The 18,163-nt window shown below is 68.7% G+C and carries 18 protein-coding genes; 12 read left to right on the top strand and 6 right to left on the bottom strand.

Annotation, left to right across the window (positions count from 1 at the left end):
* The first annotated feature begins 2 nt into the window (after positions 1–2).
* Positions 3–2,072: a nitric oxide reductase activation protein NorD gene (locus K2L43_RS14765; protein ID WP_220637864.1), complete on the top strand. Its 2,070-nt coding sequence runs from the start codon at positions 3–5 to the stop codon at positions 2,070–2,072.
* 124 nt (positions 2,073–2,196) lie between these two features.
* On the opposite strand, the gene K2L43_RS14760 is transcribed toward K2L43_RS14765, so the two are convergent.
* Both K2L43_RS14760 and K2L43_RS14755 read right to left on the bottom strand, forming a co-directional pair.
* Positions 2,197–2,832, bottom strand: coding sequence for an L-threonylcarbamoyladenylate synthase (locus tag K2L43_RS14760; RefSeq protein ID WP_015914083.1), 636 nt, complete (start codon positions 2,830–2,832; stop codon positions 2,197–2,199).
* A 15-nt stretch (positions 2,833–2,847) separates the two neighbouring features.
* Complete coding sequence (locus K2L43_RS14755) at positions 2,848–3,726, bottom strand: 3',5'-nucleoside bisphosphate phosphatase (RefSeq protein ID WP_011806534.1); 879 nt, start codon at positions 3,724–3,726, stop codon at positions 2,848–2,850.
* A 226-nt stretch (positions 3,727–3,952) separates the two neighbouring features.
* Between K2L43_RS14755 and K2L43_RS14750 the strand changes: the two genes are divergently transcribed.
* Complete coding sequence (locus K2L43_RS14750) at positions 3,953–5,707, top strand: methyl-accepting chemotaxis protein (protein ID WP_220637863.1); 1,755 nt, start codon at positions 3,953–3,955, stop codon at positions 5,705–5,707.
* 108 nt (positions 5,708–5,815) lie between these two features.
* Here the strand turns inward: K2L43_RS14750 and K2L43_RS14745 are convergent, their stop codons facing one another.
* Genes K2L43_RS14745 through K2L43_RS14735 form a run of 3 tightly spaced genes read right to left on the bottom strand, consistent with a single transcriptional unit; the run spans position 5,816 to position 8,733 of the window.
* On the bottom strand, positions 5,816–6,043 hold the full coding sequence (locus K2L43_RS14745; protein ID WP_228403855.1) for a GNA1162 family protein: 228 nt from the start codon (positions 6,041–6,043) through the stop codon (positions 5,816–5,818).
* A 12-nt stretch (positions 6,044–6,055) separates the two neighbouring features.
* Positions 6,056–7,780 (bottom strand): single-stranded-DNA-specific exonuclease RecJ, encoded by a 1,725-nt coding sequence (recJ, locus tag K2L43_RS14740; protein WP_047349875.1) that lies wholly within the window; start codon positions 7,778–7,780, stop codon positions 6,056–6,058.
* Positions 7,777–8,733 carry a phosphoglycerate mutase gene (locus tag K2L43_RS14735; protein ID WP_220637862.1) on the bottom strand — a complete coding sequence of 319 codons (957 nt, stop codon included), beginning with the start codon at positions 8,731–8,733 and terminating at the stop codon, positions 7,777–7,779. The genes recJ and K2L43_RS14735 overlap by 4 nt, the downstream gene beginning before the upstream one ends.
* A 116-nt stretch (positions 8,734–8,849) precedes the next feature.
* Between K2L43_RS14735 and K2L43_RS14730 the strand changes: the two genes are divergently transcribed.
* The 3 genes from K2L43_RS14730 (at position 8,850) to lolD (ending at position 12,104) form a co-directional block, all read left to right on the top strand.
* Entirely contained in the window at positions 8,850–10,040 is a 1,191-nt protein-coding gene (locus K2L43_RS14730; protein WP_220637861.1) for a glycerophosphodiester phosphodiesterase, read from the top strand.
* A 137-nt stretch (positions 10,041–10,177) separates the two neighbouring features.
* Positions 10,178–11,431 carry a lipoprotein-releasing ABC transporter permease subunit gene (locus K2L43_RS14725; RefSeq protein WP_011806526.1) on the top strand — a complete coding sequence of 418 codons (1,254 nt, stop codon included), beginning with the start codon at positions 10,178–10,180 and terminating at the stop codon, positions 11,429–11,431.
* On the top strand, positions 11,424–12,104 hold the full coding sequence (lolD, locus tag K2L43_RS14720) for a lipoprotein-releasing ABC transporter ATP-binding protein LolD (protein ID WP_220637860.1): 681 nt from the start codon (positions 11,424–11,426) through the stop codon (positions 12,102–12,104). Before K2L43_RS14725 ends, lolD begins: the two co-directional genes overlap by 8 nt.
* Before the next feature lie 55 nt (positions 12,105–12,159).
* Here the strand turns inward: lolD and K2L43_RS14715 are convergent, their stop codons facing one another.
* A complete protein-coding gene (locus K2L43_RS14715; RefSeq protein WP_220637859.1) occupies positions 12,160–12,531 on the bottom strand; it encodes a carboxymuconolactone decarboxylase family protein in 372 nt (123 codons plus the stop codon).
* Positions 12,532–12,671: 140 nt separating this feature from the next.
* Here K2L43_RS14715 and K2L43_RS14710 point away from each other — a divergent pair, with 140 nt between their 5' ends.
* The 7 genes from K2L43_RS14710 (at position 12,672) to K2L43_RS14680 (ending at position 18,163) form a co-directional block, all read left to right on the top strand.
* Positions 12,672–12,953: a helix-turn-helix transcriptional regulator gene (locus K2L43_RS14710; protein ID WP_172209352.1), complete on the top strand. Its 282-nt coding sequence runs from the start codon at positions 12,672–12,674 to the stop codon at positions 12,951–12,953.
* A gap of 55 nt (positions 12,954–13,008) precedes the next feature.
* On the top strand, positions 13,009–13,206 hold the full coding sequence (locus K2L43_RS14705) for a DUF2892 domain-containing protein (protein WP_011806522.1): 198 nt from the start codon (positions 13,009–13,011) through the stop codon (positions 13,204–13,206).
* Positions 13,207–13,326: 120 nt separating this feature from the next.
* Positions 13,327–14,160, top strand: a complete 834-nt coding sequence (locus K2L43_RS14700) for a TatD family hydrolase (RefSeq protein WP_199856216.1) — start codon at positions 13,327–13,329, stop codon at positions 14,158–14,160.
* A gap of 99 nt (positions 14,161–14,259) precedes the next feature.
* Positions 14,260–14,790, top strand: coding sequence for a DNA-deoxyinosine glycosylase (locus tag K2L43_RS14695; RefSeq protein WP_103737203.1), 531 nt, complete (start codon positions 14,260–14,262; stop codon positions 14,788–14,790).
* 4 nt (positions 14,791–14,794) lie between these two features.
* Positions 14,795–15,556 carry a hypothetical protein gene (locus tag K2L43_RS14690; protein WP_011806519.1) on the top strand — a complete coding sequence of 254 codons (762 nt, stop codon included), beginning with the start codon at positions 14,795–14,797 and terminating at the stop codon, positions 15,554–15,556.
* Between the two features lie 20 nt (positions 15,557–15,576).
* A complete protein-coding gene (locus K2L43_RS14685; RefSeq protein ID WP_220637858.1) occupies positions 15,577–17,373 on the top strand; it encodes a GspE/PulE family protein in 1,797 nt (598 codons plus the stop codon).
* 301 nt (positions 17,374–17,674) lie between these two features.
* Entirely contained in the window at positions 17,675–18,163 is a 489-nt protein-coding gene (locus K2L43_RS14680) for a tripartite tricarboxylate transporter TctB family protein (RefSeq protein ID WP_011806517.1), read from the top strand.

Raw genomic sequence — 18,163 nt, 5'->3', positions numbered from 1 at the left:
CCATGGCCGAGGCCGAGGACGTCATCACCGACGCGGCGCGACATGCCACGATCTATGCCCAGGCGCTGTGGCGCCGCCACCGCCCCCCGCCGGCCGGCCCACCCCGGCTGCATCTGGCCGATGTGGCGCCGCGCCTGGACCTGCTGGTAAGCGCCGCGCTGGGCATCCGCCTGCAGCTGCGCGCGGCGCAACCGCCTGCGCCGCCTACCTTCCTCTCGCGCTGGATGCAGCGTGCAGAGGCCCCCAGCCAGCGCGACGCCGTGCCCGCCACCGACGGCGCCAACCTGTGGCTGCCCCCCGCGCTGACGGATATACCCGGCGCGCAAGCGGGGAGGGACGGGGCGCTCACCGCCGACGAGCGCTACCGCACGCTGGCGCTGATGCACGGTATGCGCGCAGTGCGGGGGGCGCCGGCATACGCTGCCCAGGCGGTGGACGGTTTCGAGCGGGCGTTGTTTGCACTGCTTGAAGCCCATGCCGCCGACCACGCGCTGGCCCTGCGCCTGCCGGGCATGGCCGCGCCACTGGCGCGCCTGCGGCAGGCCATGCTGGCAGCGCGCCCGGCCGTGGCGGCGCTGCCGCCGCACCTGCAACCGCTGGAGTCGCTGGCGCACGCCCTGCTGGCCGGCCCACCCGCGGGCGCCGGGCCTCCCGGCCTGATGCCATCGCTGCCGGCCCCGGCGCCACAGGTGCTGGCGCATGCACGTGCCCTCGCTTCGCGCCTGCGCCCGGCCGCGGCCCCCGCGCGCCAGCAGCGCTGGTGCATGGTCGACGAGTGGCTGGGCGAGCTGCGCACGCCGGCTACCCCCGCGCCTGCGCACGCCACGGCGGACGGCGCAGAGGATGCCTCTGGCACGACCCATGCTGCCCGTCTGGCGCGCCGTCCGCAGGTGCGCCAGGCGCTTCCCGATGAGGACGACGCGAACGGTCCCGGTGCATGGATGGTGCAGACCGCCCAGCCGCACGAGCAGGCCGCGGACCCCATGGGCATGCAGCGCCCGAGCGACCGCGACGCCAGCACGGCGGCGGAGGAGTTCGCCGATGCGCTGTCCGAACTGCCCGAGGCGCGCCTCGTGGCCACGCCCGGCCGTCCGAAGGAGGTGCTGCTGTCCGATGACCCGCCGGAGCATCTGGCGCGCCAGGCGCGGGCGGGCGGTGGTGCGGCCGCCGCGCCGGGCGTCGACGTTCTGTACTACCCCGAGTGGGACGGCGCCAGCGGCAGCTACCGCCGCCCCGGCGCCGCCGTGTGGTTGCACGACGCAGCCCCGGGCGCGCCCGATTGGTTGGAAGCCACGCTGCATGAGCGCCGGGCCATGCTGCACGCCGTGCGCAGGCGGTTCGAGCTATTGCGCAGCCGCCGCGTGGCCGTGCGCCGCCAGCTCGACGGCGACGAGATCGATCTGGAGGCTTGCATCGAGGCGCGCGCAGACTTTGCCGCGGGCCTGCCGCTGCCCCAGCGCCTGTACCGCAGCGAGCGCCGCCTGCACCGCGACCTGGCGGTGCTGGTGCTCATGGATGTGAGCGGCTCTACCGACGGCTGGGTGGCGCCGGGCCGGCGGGTGGTTGACGTAGCGCGTGAGGCGCTGCTGCTGGTGAGCATGGCGCTGGACGGCATGGGCGCGCCGTTTGCGGTGCAGGCGTTCTCCGGTGAGGGGCCGCAGGGGGTGGTGGTGCGCAACGTCAAGCGTTTTGACCAGCCCTACGGGCGAGACGCTGCGCTGCGCATCGCCGGTCTGGAGCCCGAGCACTACACGCGCGCCGGCGCCGCGCTGCGCCATGCCGCCAGCACGCTGATGCGCCAGCCGGCCGCGCACCGCCTGCTGTTGCTGCTGTCCGATGGCAAGCCCAACGACATCGACGCCTATGAAGGCCGCTATGGACTGGAGGACATGCGCCAGGCCGTGACCGAGGCGCGGCTGCAAGGCATTGCGCCGTTTTGCCTGACCATCGATCGCCAGGCGGCCCGCTATCTGCCCATGGTGTTCGGTGCCCATCACTACGCGCTGCTGCCCCGGCCCGAGGAACTGCCGCAGGTGCTGCTGCAATGGCTGCGCCGGCTGGTGGTGGTGTGATTGATTGCTACAATTTTGGTAGCTATTGGCGCTTGCTGGACGGGCGCTAGAGGCCTGAAACGTTCTGATTCTTCCGTCGGCGCATTGCGCCACTGTGACAGGCACCAAGCCCGGGCGCGCGCCCTTAAAGCCCCAGCTTGGCCAGGCTGCCGCCACCTTCGCGCACCACGATGGGGTCGCCGCCGGTATTCATGGGCGTGAGGTCCAGCACCGTAGTGGGCTCCAGCGGGCAGCCGCCCGCGTCGAGGATGCCATCGAGCTGCTTTTCAAAGCGCTCGCGGATCTCCTGCGGGTCGTTCAGCGGCTCGCTTTCGCCCGCTGGGATCAGTGTGGTGGCCAGCAGCGGCGCGCCGTGCAGCTCCAGCAGCATCTGCAGGCCCTTGCGGTCGGGCACGCGCAGACCGATGGTCTTGCGCTGCGGATGGCTCACGCGGCGCGGCACTTCCTTGGTGGCGTCCAGGATGAAGGTGTAAGGCCCCGGCGTGGCCAACTTCAGCAGGCGATATTGGCGGTTGTCCACATGCGCGTAATTGGCCAGTTCCGACAGGTCGCGGCACAGCAGGGTGAGGTGGTGCTTGTCGTTGATCTGCCGAATACGACGAATCCGGTCCACGGCGTCCTTGTCGTCCAGGCGGCAGACCAGCGCGTAGCTGGAGTCGGTGGGCACGGCCAGGATGCCGCCGCTCGATAGCAGCGTGGCGGCCTGCTTGAGCAGGCGCGGCTGCGGGTTGTCGGCGTAGATCTCGAAATATTGGGCCATGGAGGGGCGCGGCGGTCAGCCGGCAGTGGTGCGGGGGGCGCGCAGGATGCGATCGGACAACAGCTCCCACACGGGGGTGAGCTGGCCTGGCAAATCCGGCAGGGCGCCCAGATCGGTGTGTGATTCGTTCGGGCTGTGGAAGTCGCTGCCGCGCGAGGCGGCCATGCCGAACTCCTGCGCCATGGCGGCGTACACGGGATATTCGGATGGCGTATGGCTGCCGGTCACCACTTCCACGCCCTGGCCGCCGTGCTGCTTGAACTCGGAAAACAAGGCGTATTCCTCATTCGCCGTGAATCGGTAGCGTGCAGGATGGGCGATCACGGCCATGCCGCCGGCCTCGCGGATCCAGCGCACCGCATTGCCCAGCGTGGCCCAGCGGTGGGGTACGTAGCCGGGGTTGCCCTCGGTGAGAAAGCGCCGGAACACTTCGGAGGTGTCGTGGCACACGCCGGTCTCCACGAGGAAGCGGGCAAAGTGCGTGCGCGAGACCAGTTCAGGGTTGCCCGCGTAGCGCAACGCCCCTTCGAATGCGCCGCGGATACCCACGTGCGCGAGTTGCTGCGCCATCTCCTGTGCCCGTTCGCTGCGCCCGCCGCGCGTGGCCGCGAGGCCCTGGGCGAGTTGTGCATTGTCCGGGTCGAACCCCAGTCCCACGATATGCACCGTGGTGTCGGCGAAGGTGACCGAGATCTCTGTGCCCGTGAGGTAGTCCATGCCCAGCGCGTGCGCGGCGGCGGCGGCGCGGTGCTGGCCGCCAATCTCGTCATGGTCCGTCAGCGCCCACAGCGCTACACCGTTGGCATGCGCACGGGCTGCCAGCGCTTCGGGGGTGAGGGTGCCGTCAGACACCACGGAGTGGCAGTGAAGGTCGGCATTGAGGAGGATGGACACGATTTCATTTTAGGGGGAGCTCGCAGGGCATGTTGTCGTGGTGGTTACAACACAGTGACAAACGGGTCGGACTGCAGGCAGTGACGAATATTTGTAATCAAATGTGCATAAATGCGACAATATGAGCCTCTTTTTGTCCAGGCTGCCGGGTTGTTGCGCCCGTGTGCCTCCTCCGTGTGCCTCCTTCCACCGCTATGGCGCCACGACGCCCCTGATTGCGTAGAACATGAACTTCAACCATTTCCCCGTCGCCCGCAAACTGTGGGGACTCGTCCTGGGGCTGCTGGTCTCCATGCTGCTTTTGCTGGCGGGCCTGTTGGCCTACACCGCCCAGCTCAATGATGAGGCGGCGCGCATCGTGCAGGCCAACGAAGACCGCATCAGCCTGGCCCTGCGCTGGAAAGGGCTGACCACGCTGGCCGTGGACCAGTCCGTGAGCGCGCTGGCCTCGGCCGACGAGACCCTGGCGTCGGGCCTGCAGAAGAAAGCCAAGCAGGGGATCGAGGCCATCAATGCCCTGCAAAAACAGGTGGAGGCTGTGGCCTTCTCTGCGGAGGACAAGGCCCAGATGGAACGCGTGGCCGCCGCCCGCAAGGTGGTGCTGGACGCGCTGGCGGAGGCCACCAAGGCCCGGGCCGAAGGCGACTTCGCCCGCACGCTGACCCTGGTGGACAGCAAACTGCTGCCCGCCGTGGAGCGCTATGTGGGCGAACAGGACGCCTTCGTCCAACTGCAAGAACGCCAGCGCGACGCCGCCAAGCAAGAGGCCCAGGCCTTGCACCAGCGCGCCATGTGGATGGGCGCGGGCATCGCCGCGGTGGTGGTGGTCTTGGGCCTGGTGCTGGCGAATCTGCTCGTGCGCTCCATCACGCATCCCCTGGAGCGGGCCGTGGGGCTGGCTAACGCGATTGCCGGTGGCGACTTGACGCAAGACGTGCACGATGACCGTCGTGACGAACTGGGCCACTTGCTGCGCTCGCTGTCGGCCATGGGAGCACGTCTGCGCGGCGTGGTGGGCGAAGTGCGCTCGGGCGTGGAATCGGTCTCGGCGGCGTCCAGCCAGATCGCCACGGGCAACCACGACCTGTCTGCGCGAACCGAGCAGACCGCGGCCAACCTCGAAGAGACGGCCGCCAGCATGGAAGAGCTCACCGCCACCGTCACCCAGTCGGCCGACACCGCGCGCCAGGCCAACCAACTCGCCGCCAACGCCGCGCAGGCCGCAGAGCGTGGCGGCGAAGTGGTGGGCCAGGTGGTCACCAGCATGCAGCAGATCACCGAATCCAGCCGCAAGATCGCCGACATCATCGGTGTGATCGATGGCATTGCCTTCCAGACCAACATCCTGGCGCTGAACGCCGCCGTGGAAGCCGCACGCGCGGGCGAGCAGGGCCGCGGCTTTGCCGTGGTGGCGGGCGAAGTGCGCAGCCTGGCGCAGCGCAGCGCCGAGGCCGCCAAGGAGATCAAGCAGCTCATCACCACCAGCGTGGACAACGTGCAATCGGGCTCAGCCCAGGTGGAGCAGGCCGGCCAGAGCATGCAGGACATCGTGCACAGCGTGCGCCGCGTGAGCGACCTGATCGGCGAGATCACCGCTTCGTCCACCGAGCAGCGCGACGGCATCGGCCAGGTGAACCAGGCCGTGGCGAACCTGGACCAGATGACGCAGCAAAATGCCGCGCTGGTGGAAGAGTCCAGCGCCGCCGCCGCCGCCCTGCATGAACAGGCGCAGCGCCTGGCGCAGGTAGTGGCCGTGTTCAATGTGGGCAATGGCGCCGTCGCGGCGCCCCGCAGCCCGGCCCGCGTGGCGCCGCCAGCGGTAGCGCCCGCCCCAGTCAAGACACCGGCCGCAACGCCGGCGCGCGCGACGCTGGCCAAGCCCACACCGACAAAGGCTGCCGCCAAGGTGTCCACCCCCCAGATCGCGCCGGCCAAGACGCCTGCGGCATCGGATGCGGATGGCGAATGGGAGAGCTTCTAAGCTCTAAAAAATAGCGTCATTGGTACGTCCCGTCCCCAGTCGGGACAAAAAAAGCGCGGCCTGTGCCGCGCCTTTCGCCATCTATATGCCGCTTTGGACGTTACGTGGTCATGGCTTGCTGTCTGCTCCGTACTTGGGAGAGCGAGGCCCATGCAATAGTCCTCCCGGACGGCCGGCATACAGCAGTCGGCCGTTTGCGACCTCGGCGATCTGCACACTGCGGTCTGACAAGGTTTCCACAATCTGGTCAATGAGCGCAGACACCAGCATGCCCACCAAGCCACCGCTTGAACTCTTGTTTTCTGCACTCGAGGCTGTTGCCTCCCCGGACCACAGTTGCTCGCCCGTTCACATTGCAGGCGACTCCAGTCCCTCCACCAGAAACTGCACCCGCCGCTCGCCCCGCCACTCGTTCACGTCCAGCCGGAAGGCCAGCAACGCCCGTTCGGGCAGCGGGTCGGTGTGGCCGAACCAGATGGCGTCCACGGGCTGGCCCTGGTGCAGCAGCTTGATAGACAGGTGGTTGCGCGCCTCGCCCACCAGGCGCTGGCTCAGCACCTGCACTTCCTCGCTGAAGGTAGGCGGCGCAAAGCCCTGGCCCCAGACCTCCCGGTGCAGCGTGTCCACCAGTTCCGCACGACAGTATTCCGGGGCCAGCGGGCCGTCGGTTTCCAGCCGGCGCGTGAGCGTCGCGGCATCCAGCCATTCCTGTGCGACCTGGGCGAAGGCCTGCTCGAAGAGGTCGAAATGCTCCTCGGCCACGGTGCAGCCGGCCGCCATGGCGTGGCCGCCGAACTTCAGGATCACGCCGGGGTGGCGCTTGGCCACCAGGTCCAGCGCGTCGCGCAGATGAAAGCCGGGGATGGACCGCCCCGAACCCTTCAGCTCATGCTCCTTGCCCGGCGCGCTGCTGGCAGCGAACACGAAGGTGGGGCGGTGCAGCTTGTCCTTGAGGCGCGAGGCCACGATGCCCACCACGCCCTCGTGAAAGTCCGGGTCGAACACGCTGATGGCGGGCGGCGGCTCCTCGCCTTCGTCGAACAGGCTCTCCGCCAGCAGCAGGGCCTGCTCGCGCATGCCGCCCTCTAGTTCGCGCCGCTCGCGGTTGATGGCATCCAGTTGCCGGGCCAGGTCGGCGGCGCGTGCCGGGTCGTCGGTCAGCAGGCATTCGATGCCCAGCGTCATGTCGGCCAGGCGCCCCGCGGCATTGATGCGGGGCCCAAGGGCAAAGCCGAAGTCGAAGGTGGTGGCGACGGGGGCCTTGCGCCCGGCGGCGTCGAACAGGGCCTGGATGCCGGCCTGCATCTGGCCGGCGCGGATGCGCTTCAAGCCCTGCGCGACCAGGCGGCGGTTGTTGTTGTCCAGGCGCACCACATCGGCCACGGTGCCCAGGGCCACCAGCGGCAGCAGCGGCTCCAGCTTGGGTTGCGTGGCCTTGTCGAATACGCCGCGCGCGCGCAGCTCGGCGCGCAGCGCCATCAGTACATAGAACATCACGCCCACGCCGGCGATGGACTTGCTCTCGAAGCCGCAGCCGGGCTGGTTGGGGTTGACGATGGCGTCGGCCGCGGGCAGTTCGGGGCCGGGCAGGTGGTGGTCGGTGATGAGCACCGTCAGCCCCAGCGCCTTGGCGCGCGCCACGCCCTCGATGCTGGCGATGCCGTTGTCCACGGTGATGAGCACGTCGGCGCCGCGCTCGTGCACGCGCTGCGCGATGGAGGCGGTGAGGCCGTAGCCGTCCACCACGCGGTCGGGCACCAAATACTGAACATGGCGTGCGCCCAGCAGGCGCAGGCCGCGCACCCCCACTGCGCACGCAGTGGCGCCGTCGCAGTCGTAGTCGGCGACGATGAGCAGGCGCCGGTCCTGGCTGATGGCATCGGCCAGCAGCGCCGCGGCCTGCCGCACGCCCATGAGGGTGTCCGGCGGCAGCAGGCGGGCGAGGGCGTCGTCCAGCTCCTCCTTGGCGCGGATGCCGCGCGCCGCGTACAGGCGTGCCAGCAGCGGGTGCACGCCGGCCTGCTCCAGCGCCCAGACCACGCGCGGTGGGATGTCTCTGGCTACTATTTTCATAGCTGCTCGCGCACGCTGGAAAAGCGCTGGGGCTTAAAAAGACTCTGAATGCGCTGGCCCAGGCTGCGCGGCGCCGTATGCCAGGACTGTGCGCCGCGTTCGCCGCACAGCGTGAGGCGCGCCGCGCCGCCGCCCGCCACATGCGCGGCCAGGCGCGCCACGGGGCCGGCGTCCAGCGCGGCCCAGGCCTGGCGCCAGGCGTGCCAGTCCTCGCGCAGCGCAGCGTCCAGCAGGGTGGTGGGCATCTCGGGCGCCGGCACGGGGGCGGGCGGCTGGAGCAGGGCGCCTGCGCCGTGCACCCAGAAGGCATTGACCGGCGGCAGGCCCTGGGCCGCGCGCGCGTCGTTGAAGGGGTGGGTGTACAGCAGCATCTGCATCTCGCTGTGCAGGCGGTGCAGCAGGCGCGCGCGGGCGGGGTCGGGCATCCAGGCGCGCACGTCGCGCTGGATCACGCGGTCCAGCGACGCGGTGGGCAGGTTGTCGAACACTGCACCTTGCGCGACCCAGCGCGTCGGCTGGTCATAGGCGAGCGTGATGCCGTCCTCGGCAAACCAGGGCGCCACAATGGCGAGCAGCGCGCGCGAGGCGGCCTCGTCCAGCTGCAGCCGCGCCGGGTCGCCCAGCGTGACATGGTCGGCACCGACCTGCCAGTGGCAAGGGGTGATGAAGGCCCAGGCGCTGGTGGTTGTGCCGGGCGCACTGAACTGCTGGTGCTGGTGCCACGCGGCCCAGGGCGTGGTGCCCTCGCTGGTGGCGGGCAGGCCGTGGTGGCGGGCCAGGGCGCGTTCGTGGGGCGGGGCGAAGTCCGTCTCGGCGCCGGCGTCCAGGCCGGTGCTGGACAGGCGGGCCAACAGCCGGTCCAACTGGGGCAGTTCCAGGCCTTCAAGCGCCTGCTGGCATCCCTGGGCCGGGCTGGCGGCCAGCGGGATGAGTAAATGGGGCATGTCCGACATAGGGGTGTATTGTCCCGGATGCACCCGATGACGGTGGGCGCAAAACCCACAGCGTCATGCAAGCGTCACAAGTGCAACAGAGACTGGATCGCTCACTTTTACGGCCAAGGATGCCCATGTCTTCTCACCGTCTTCCCCTGATCATTGCGATGAGTGCCTCCCTGCTGGCGACCGCCTGTGGCGGCGGCGACGACCCCGCACCGCTGCCGACGCTGAGCGGCCAGGCTCCGCTCGTGGTGGGGCACCGCGGCGCCTCGGGCTACCGCCCGGACCACACGCTGGAGAGCTATGCGCTGGCCATCCAGATGGGGGCGGACTTCATCGAGCCCGATTTGGTGGCCACCAAGGACGGCCACCTGGTGGCGCGCCATGAACCCAACATTACCAGCACCACCGATGTGGCCAGCCGCCCCGAGTTCGCCAGCCGCAAGACCAAGCGCATGGTCGACGGCGTGGAGGAAGAAGGCTGGTTCGCCACCGACTTCACGCTGGCGGAACTGAAGACCCTGCGCGCCATCCAGCCGCTGGCCGAGCGCGACCAGTCCTATAACGGCAAGTTCCAGATCCCCACGCTGCGCGAGGTGCTGGACCTGGCCAAGACCGAGGGCGGCAAGGTGGGCCGCGTGATCGGCGTCTATCCCGAGACCAAGCACCCCACCTACCATGAAGATGCGGGCCTCAAGCTCGAAGACCGCCTGCTGGCCATCCTGGCCGAGTACGGCTACACCAAGAAGGATTCGCCGGTCATCCTGCAGTCGTTCGAGACGGCCAACCTCAAGTACCTGCGCACCAAGACGCAGGTGCGCCTCATCCAGCTGGTGGATGGCAACGACTACGACTTCAAGACCGGCGCGGTCACCTTCGAGGCGCCATATGACCGCCCCTACGACTGGACACGCGCGGGCCGCAAGGACCTGTTCGCTTCCATGGTCACGCCGGCGGGCCTGGCCGAGATCGCCAAGTACGCCGACGGCGTGGGCCCCTGGAAGCCCTACATCGTGCCGGTCAAGGGCACCTTTGGCACCGACGGCAAGATGGTCGACGTGAACAAGGATGGCGCGGTCAACTACGCCGACGCTTCCAGCAGCACCCCCACCAGCCTGGTGGCCGACGCACACAAGCTGGGCCTGATGGTCCACACCTGGACCATGCGCAACGAAAACCGCCGCCTGGCCTTCGACTACAAGGGCGACCCCCAGGCCGAGTACCTGCAGTTCTACCGCCTGGGCGTGGATGGTGTGTTCTCCGACTTTGCCGACACCGCGGTGGCTGCGCGCAAGGCCTATCTGACGGAAACGGGCCGCTGAGCCGCGGGCCGGCGCCGCGCAGGGCAGGCGGCCTTGGCGCGTCAGCCCCTGCTGCACCCGGCTTGCGCTGAGGCCGCCGCGCGTTGCTGCCCTGGGCCCGCGCCGCGGGCCCGGGTCGATGACACAATCGCGCTTCCATGCAAATTCCCTACGAACTGGCCCTGGGCTGGCGCTACACCCGGGCAGGCCGGGCCACGCGGCGCAACGGCTTCATCTCCTTCATCTCGGGCGTGTCCATGCTGGGCATCTCGCTGGGGGTGGCGGCACTCATCATCGTTCTGTCCGTGATGAACGGCTTTCAGAAAGAGGTGCGCGACCGCATGCTCAGCGTGGTCTCGCACATCGAGATCTTCGCGCCGGGCGGTGCAGCGCTGCCCGACATGCCGCGCACGCTGGCCGAGGCGCGGGCCAATCCGAACGTGGTGGGCGCCGCGCCCTTCGTCGCCGCCCAGGCGCTGCTGGCGCGTGGCGAGGACATGAAGGGCGCGCTGGTGCGCGGCATCGACCCCGCGCACGAGGCCGAGGTGACCGACCTGGCCGCCGAGAATCTGGAGGGCCTGAAGGCCCTGGTGCCGGGCGAGTTCCGCGTGATCCTGGGCAGCGAACTGGCGCGCCAGCTGGGCGTGCGCGCGGGTGATGCGGTCACGCTGATCGCACCGGCCGGCCAGGTCACGCCTGCGGGCGTGGTGCCGCGCCTCAAGCAGATGACGGTGGCGGGCACCTTCAATTCGGGCCACTATGAATACGACTCTGCGCTGGTGATGCTGCACCACGAGGATGCCGAGCGCATCTTCCGCCTGGAAGGGCCGACCGGCGTGCGCCTGAAGCTCAAGAACCTGCACGACGCACCCGAAGTCACGCAGCAGCTGGCGCACAGCCTCTCGGGCAACCTGTTGATCCGCGACTGGACGCAGCAGAACCGCACCTGGTTCGCGGCCGTGCAGCTGGAAAAGCGCATGATGTTCATCATCCTCACGCTGATCGTCGCGGTGGCGGCATTCAACCTGGTGTCCACGCTGGTGATGACCGTGACCGACAAGCGCGCGGACATCGCCATCCTGCGCACGCTGGGCGCCAGCCCCGCCAGCATCATGGGCGTGTTCATGGTGCAGGGCGCCATGGTGGGCGTGATCGGCACGCTGGCCGGCCTGCTGCTGGGCTTGGGCGTGGCCTTCAACATCGACGTGATCGTGCCCGCCATCGAGCGGGCGCTGAACGCCAGCTTCCTGCCCAAGGACATCTACCTCATCAGCAAGATGCCCAGCGACCCGCAAAGCAGCGACATCGCGCCCATTGCCGTCATTTCCCTGATCCTGGCCTTCGTGGCCACCCTGTACCCGAGCTGGCGCGCCAGCCGCGTGAACCCCGCGGAGGCGCTGCGCTATGAGTAATGGGCAAGTGGTGCTGCAGGCGCAAGGCCTGACCAAGCGCTTTACCGAGGGCCGGCTGGACGTCACCGTGCTCAAGGGCGTGGACCTGGCAGTGCACGCCGGCGAGACGCTGGCCATCGTGGGGGCGTCGGGCTCGGGCAAGAGCACGCTGCTGCATCTGCTGGGGGGGCTGGACGCGCCCAGCGCCGGCACCGTCACGCTCCAGGGGCAGGCGCTGCAGGCGCTACCGCCCGCGCAACAGGGGCGCCTGCGCAATGCGCACCTGGGCTTCATCTACCAGTTCCACCACCTGTTGCCCGAGTTCAGCGCCCAGGACAACGTGGCCATGCCGCTGCGCATCCGCCGCGAGCCGTACGCGCAGTGCATCGAGCGGGCGGTGCGCATGCTCCAGGCCGTGGGCCTGGGCGAGCGTGTGCACCATCGCCCGGCGGAACTGTCGGGTGGCGAGCGCCAGCGCGTGGCCATTGCCCGGGCGCTGGTCACGCAGCCGGCCTGCGTGCTGGCCGACGAGCCCACCGGCAACCTGGACCGCGCGACCGCCGATGCCGTGTTCGCCCTCATGCTGCAGCTTGCGCGCGAGCAGGGCACCGCCTTCGTGATGGTCACGCACGATGAATCGCTGGCCGCGCGGTGCGACCGCGTCGTGCGCTTGGTCTCCGGGGTTTTGAGCTAAAACGGCCTCCAGCGCTTGCTGGACAAGCGCTGACAGCTATATTTTCAATAGTAAATCAGGCCGTCGCGGCGGGCGCCTGCGCGGGTGCGCACTCGTCGAACGCGGCCACGGCATTGGCTGCGTACATCAGCGCGGGGCCGCCGCCCATGTACACCGCAATGCCCAGCACCTCGTGCACCTCGGCGCGCGTGGCGCCCAGGCGTGCCAGCGCTTGGGTGTGAAAGCCGATGTAGCCATCGCAGCGCGCGGCCACGCCAATGCCCAGCGCGATCAGCTCCTTGGTCTTGGCGTCGATGGCGCCGCCCGCGAGAGCCGCCTTGCCCAGCGCGTTGAAACCTTGCATCACCTGCGGAACGCTGTTGCGCAGCTCGCTGACGTTGCTAGAGATTTCGCGCGTGAGGGCCTTGTAGTCGGTGGACGAGGTCATGGTGGAACTCCTGGTGGTGAAAGGAATGCGCCTGCTCGGCGCTGTTGACACGTTTATTAGTATCTACTAAATTAGCATAGGTTAATTTAGATATTTATCAACAAGGAGCGCAGGTGGCCACTACCGCCGACCTGGAATTCATGCAGCAGGGCGCCGCGCGCGCCGCTGCGCTGCTGCGCGCGGTGGGCAACGAGCACCGGTTGCTCGTGCTGTGCCTGCTGATCGAGCAGGGCGAGGCCTCCGTGGGTACGCTGCTGGAGCAGGTGCGCCTGAGCCAGTCCGCACTGTCGCAGCACCTGGCGCGCATGCGCGACGAGGGGCTGGTGACCTTCCGCCGCGACGCGCAGACTCTGTACTACCGCATTGCCGACCCGGCGGCGGAAAAGCTCGTGGCTGCGCTCAAGGACATCTTCTGCCCCTGAGCGGCCGCGTCGCTGCGCAGAGGTACCGTTTTTTTCGTCAACTAGGAGAAGTGTCATGAAACACAACGTTGGGGGTTGGGACCGCGGGCTGCGCATCGCGGTGGGTCTGGTGCTCATCGGCCTGGCGGCCACGGGCACCGTGGGCTGGTGGGGCTGGCTGGGCGTGGTGCCGCTGCTGACCGGCCTGGCGGGCACCTGCCCTGCGTACTCGCTGCTGGGCATGAACACCTGCCCGCTGAGCAAGAAGGGCTGATGGGCACAGCAGCTCCTGCGGTGCCGATGCGCCGCCGACCGATCCGCAGAGTATTGGCGCTGAAACGCACTGAGACACTGCGGACCGGCGCTGGGGGCGTGCGGTGGCATGATCCGGCGCATGGACGTCTGGATCGACACCCATTGCCACCTGGATGAATTTGCAGATCACGGCGGCGCAGCGCTCGCAGATGCCGAGCGTGCACGCGCCGCGCAGGCCGGCGTGGCCCACTGCGTGCTGCCCGCGGTGGAACTCGCCAATCTGCAGGCCGTGCGGGACCTGGCGCACCGCCACGGCGACAGCTATGCGCTGGGCATCCATCCCCTGTTCACTCCCGTCGCCGGCGACGAAGACTTGCCCGCCCTGGCGCGCGCGCTGGAGCAGCACCAGGACGACCCGCGCCTGGTGGCCGTCGGCGAAATCGGGTTGGACCTCTTCGTGCCCCATCTGGACAGGGGACGCCAGCAGCACTTCTACCGGGCGCAGCTGCAGTTGGCGCGCCGGTTCGACCTGCCCGTGATCCTGCATGTGCGCCGCTCGGCGGACCAGTTGCTCAAGGCGCTGCGCGAGCTGCCGGTGCGCGGCGGCATCGCCCATGCCTTCAACGGCAGCCTGCAGCAGGCGCAGGCCTTCATCGATCTGGGCTTCAAGCTGGGCTTTGGCGGCGCGGTCACCTTCGACCGTGCGCTGCAGTTGCGCCGCCTGGCCACCGAACTGCCGCTGGACGCGCTGGTGGTGGAGACCGATGCGCCCGACATTCCGCCGCACTGGCTCTACGTGACCGCGGCCGAGCGCGCCGCTGGCCGCCCGCCCGCACGCAACACGCCTGCACAGTTACCGCGCATCGGTGCGGTGGTGGCGCAGCTGCGCGGCATCTCCAGCACAGAACTGGCCCATGCCACGCGCGCCAACGCTTGCGCAGCGTTGCCACGGCTGGCTGAACTGTTGGCATAGGTTTGAGTGCTTTCGGGCTCAAAGGCTTATGCAGCAAGCGCTAGCAGCTATACAAACAATAGTAATGGAGGGCCGGTGGCTGCGCAGAAAAAAACGGTTGTGCTGTCTGCCGGTCGTCTGGTCGGCCTGCCGCCCGTGGTGGGCTCCGGCACGCGGGTGCTGGTGCTGGGCAGCTTCCCCGGTGTGGCGTCGCTCGCCGCGCAGCAGTATTACGGCCATCCGCAGAACCACTTCTGGCGCATCCTGGCGGCGCTGTGGCCGCAGCATCCGCTGCCGGGCCGCGACCAGTACGCCGCGCGCTGCGACTGGCTGCTGGCCCGCGGCCTGGGCCTGTGGGACGTGTATGCCGCCTGCGAGCGCGAGGGCAGCCTGGATACCAGCATCCGCAACGCGCAGGTCAACGACTTCGCCGGCCTGCATGCCCGCGCGCCGGGGCTGGCCGCCATCGCCCACAATGGCGGGGAAAGCTTCCGCCACGCCAAGGCCGTGCGCGCCAGCCTGGGGCTGAAGGCAGATGCGCCGATGCCATCGCTGCGCCTGCCATCCACCAGCCCGGCCAACGCGTCGTGGAGCTTCGAGAAAAAACTGCACGCCTGGGGCGAGGCCCTGGCGACTTTTGGATTGGTATAACGATTTGACCCGCAAGAAAACCGCCGCCACCGAACTGCCCGAGGTGAGCGTCTCCGATGATGGTGAAGTGCGCCACCTGCACCTGGGCACGCCGTGGATCCAGGGCTCCATGCGCATCGCGCAGCCGTTCGAGATCGAGCTGGAATACGTGCAACGCATGATGGCCTGGCTGCTGTTCGTGGAGCCCGCCAGCGTGGCCAAGCGCCACGCGATGCAATTGGGCCTGGGGGCCGGTGCCATCACCAAGTTCTGCCGCAAGAAGCTGCGCATGTGCTGCACCGTGGTCGAGCTGAACCCGCGCGTGGAGGCCGTCTGCCGCGCCTGGTTCAAGCTGCCGCCCGACGGCCCCATGCAGCGTGTGGTGCTGGCCGATGCGGCCCAGGAAATCAAGAAGCCCGAATGGCATGGCACGGTGGACGCGCTGGCGGTGGACCTGTACGACCATGAGGCCGCCGCGCCGGTGCTGGACAGCGCGGAGTTCTATGCCGACTGCCGCGCGCTGCTGACGCTGGACGGCTGCCTCACGGTGAACCTGTTCGGCCGCGCCTCCAGCTACGAGCGCAGCCTGGACAAGCTCGCCGAGGCCTTTGGCGCCGACGCGCTCTGGGCCTTCAAGCCCACGCGCGAGGGCAATACCGTGGTGCTGGCCCAGCGCACGCCCACGCGGCCTAAACGTGCCGAGCTGCTGGCCCGCGCCGAAAGCGTGCAGGCCCGCTGGGACCTGCCGGCCACCAAGTGGCTGCGCGTATTCAAACCGGTTGCCTGACCTCTGCCGCCTCCCGCACCATGACTGCCGAAGCATTGCCCGCATCCCCCCCCACGGCCGCCGGCGGGGCCACCGGCCCGTTGCAGTGGCGGCTCATCGTCGATTGGCTGCGTGCCGATGGCGTGATCACCGCCGAGCAGGCGCAGCGCACCATCGCACGCTGCTCGCAGGCCGAAAGCAGCCAGCACCCGCTGGTGCGGCTGGGCAACGTGGCCATGCTGCGCGCCAGCGACGGCAAGCCGCTGGACGTGGACATCCTCACCGAATACGTGGCCCAGCGCTGCGGCCTGGCGTTTCTGCGCATCGACCCGCTGAAGGTGGACGTGGGCCGTGTGGCCGACGCCATGAGCGCCAGCTACGCCGAGCGCCACAAGGTGCTGCCGGTGCAGGTGACCTCCAAGGAGGTGGTGGTGGCCACGGCCGAGCCCTTCCTGCATGACTGGGTGGCCGAGGTGGAGCGCCAGTCCCGGCGCACGGTGCGGCGCGTGCTGGCCAACCCCCAGCACATCACGCGCTACACGGCGGAGTTCTACGCGCTGGCCAAGTCGGTGCGCGAGGCGCAGAAGGCCGGCGGCGGCGCCGCGGGCAGCAGCTTCGAGCAGCTTGTGGAGCTGGGCAAGACCAACAAGCAGCTGGACGCCAACGACCAGGGGGTGGTGCGCGTGGTGGACTGGCTGTGGCAATACGCCTTCGACCAGCGCGCGAGCGACATCCACCTGGAGCCGCGCCGCGAGCAGGGCGTGATCCGCTTTCGCATCGACGGCGTGTTGCATGCCGTCTACCAGATGCCCATGGGCGTGCTCAATGCCATGGTGGCGCGCGTGAAGCTGCTGGGCCGCATGGACGTGGTGGAAAAGCGCCGCCCGCAGGACGGCCGCATCAAGACGCGCAACCCGCGTGGCGACGAGGTGGAAATGCGCCTGTCCACGCTGCCCACCGCTTTCGGCGAGAAGATGGTGATGCGCATCTTCGACCCCGACAACGCCGTGAAGGATCTGGACGCGCTGGGTTTCACCGCGCACGATGCGCAGCGCTGGGAGCAGCTCGTCAAGCGCCCGCACGGCATCATCCTGGTGACCGGGCCCACGGGTTCGGGCAAGACCACCACGCTGTACTCCACCCTTAAGCGCGTGGCCACCGAGGAGGTGAACGTGAGCACGGTGGAGGACCCGATCGAGATGATCGAGCCCAGCTTCAACCAGACGCAGGTGCAGCCGCAGCTGGACTTCACCTTCGCCGAAGGGCTGCGTGCCCTCATGCGCCAGGACCCGGATGTGATCATGGTGGGCGAGATCCGTGACCTGGCCACCGCCGACATGGCCGTGCAGGCCGCGCTCACCGGCCACCTGGTGTTCTCCACCCTGCACACCAACGACGCGCCCAGCGCCGTCACGCGCCTCATGGAGCTGGGCGTGCCGCCGTACCTCATCAACGCCACGCTGCTGGGGGTGCTGGCGCAGCGCCTGGTGCGCACGCTGTGCCGGCACTGCCGGCAGGTGGACGAGGCGGCCGACCCCGAGGCACTGGCCGACATGATCCGCCCCTGGAAGATCAACGGGGGCTATCGCGCCTACAAGCCCGTGGGGTGCGTGGAGTGCCGCATGACGGGCTTTCGCGGCCGCATGGGGCTTTATGAACTGCTCACCGTGAGCGAGGCGCTCAAGACCCAGGTGAACCAATCGCCCTCCATCGACGCGCTGCGCCGCCAGGCCGTGCAGGACGGCATGCGCCCGCTGCGCCTGGCGGGCGCGCTGCGCGCGGCCGAAGGCGTGACCACGTTCGAGGAAGTCATCGCCGCCACCCCGCCGCTCGAGTAGCACCCACACCTCTGCCATCGCGGCGCAGCAGATGCGCCTTTCCGCCGCATGCATCAGGCGCGCGCCCATCCTTCACAACGCGGTGGAAGGCGGTATGTCCGCGCTCCTGCGGCGCAGGCCCGGCCTGACCAGGGCCCTCGCGCCACCTTCGACGCCGCGCAGCGGTCGGTGCCGTGCTAAGGGCAGTTCCGGGGGTGTTGCCTCTAGGGAAAACTTGTATCTACCGGTAGGTGGAATCCACATCGAGAAACGCTGCCCGACACTCCACAATCGCCCGTCGCGTTCCTTTTGGGAGACATTCGTGAAAATCAAGAGTCAGAAAGATTTCTTTTCCGGCCTCATGTTCCTCGTCGTCGGCGGTGGTTTTGCCTGGGGCGCCACCACCTACAGCGTAGGAACCGGCGCCCGCATGGGCCCGGGCTACTTCCCCCTGCTGCTGGGCATTCTGCTGGGCATCATCGGCGCCGTCATCATGTTCAAGGCCACCGTGGTTGAGACGGTGGACGGCGACAAGATCGGCAAGTGGGCGTGGAAGCAGATCTTCTTCATCATTTCCGCCAACCTGTTGTTCGGCGTGCTGCTGGCGGGCCTGCCCAGCTTCGGCGTGCCGGCCATGGGCCTGATCGTTGCCATCTACGGCCTGACTTTCGTGGCCAGCCTGGCGGGCAACCAGTTCCACTTCAAGGAAGTGTTCATCCTGGCCACCATTCTGGCCGTGGGCAGCTACGTGGCATTCATCTGGGGGCTGGCTCTGCAGTTCCCCGTCTGGCCTAGCTTCATCGTGGGTTGA

The sequence above is a fragment of the Diaphorobacter sp. MNS-0 genome (assembly GCF_019602835.1).
In the GTDB taxonomy this organism is placed as follows: Bacteria; Pseudomonadota; Gammaproteobacteria; order Burkholderiales; family Burkholderiaceae_C; genus Diaphorobacter; species Diaphorobacter nitroreducens.
This window is presented reverse-complemented; position numbering and strand designations above follow the sequence as displayed.

Excerpts from the sequence above, each read along its gene's own strand:
- K2L43_RS14765 (WP_220637864.1), top strand. The coding sequence starts at position 3 with ATGGCCGAGGCCGAGGACGTCATCACCGACGCGGCGCGACATGCCACG.
- K2L43_RS14760 (WP_015914083.1), bottom strand. The coding sequence starts at position 2,832 with ATGGCCCAATATTTCGAGATCTACGCCGACAACCCGCAGCCGCGCCTG.
- K2L43_RS14750 (WP_220637863.1), top strand. The coding sequence starts at position 3,953 with ATGAACTTCAACCATTTCCCCGTCGCCCGCAAACTGTGGGGACTCGTC.
- recJ (WP_047349875.1), bottom strand. The coding sequence starts at position 7,780 with ATGAAAATAGTAGCCAGAGACATCCCACCGCGCGTGGTCTGGGCGCTG.
- K2L43_RS14735 (WP_220637862.1), bottom strand. The coding sequence starts at position 8,733 with ATGTCGGACATGCCCCATTTACTCATCCCGCTGGCCGCCAGCCCGGCC.
- K2L43_RS14730 (WP_220637861.1), top strand. The coding sequence starts at position 8,850 with ATGTCTTCTCACCGTCTTCCCCTGATCATTGCGATGAGTGCCTCCCTG.
- K2L43_RS14725 (WP_011806526.1), top strand. The coding sequence starts at position 10,178 with ATGCAAATTCCCTACGAACTGGCCCTGGGCTGGCGCTACACCCGGGCA.
- lolD (WP_220637860.1), top strand. The coding sequence starts at position 11,424 with ATGAGTAATGGGCAAGTGGTGCTGCAGGCGCAAGGCCTGACCAAGCGC.
- K2L43_RS14715 (WP_220637859.1), bottom strand. The coding sequence starts at position 12,531 with ATGACCTCGTCCACCGACTACAAGGCCCTCACGCGCGAAATCTCTAGC.
- K2L43_RS14710 (WP_172209352.1), top strand. The coding sequence starts at position 12,672 with ATGCAGCAGGGCGCCGCGCGCGCCGCTGCGCTGCTGCGCGCGGTGGGC.
- K2L43_RS14705 (WP_011806522.1), top strand. The coding sequence starts at position 13,009 with ATGAAACACAACGTTGGGGGTTGGGACCGCGGGCTGCGCATCGCGGTG.
- K2L43_RS14700 (WP_199856216.1), top strand. The coding sequence starts at position 13,327 with ATGGACGTCTGGATCGACACCCATTGCCACCTGGATGAATTTGCAGAT.
- K2L43_RS14685 (WP_220637858.1), top strand. The coding sequence starts at position 15,577 with ATGACTGCCGAAGCATTGCCCGCATCCCCCCCCACGGCCGCCGGCGGG.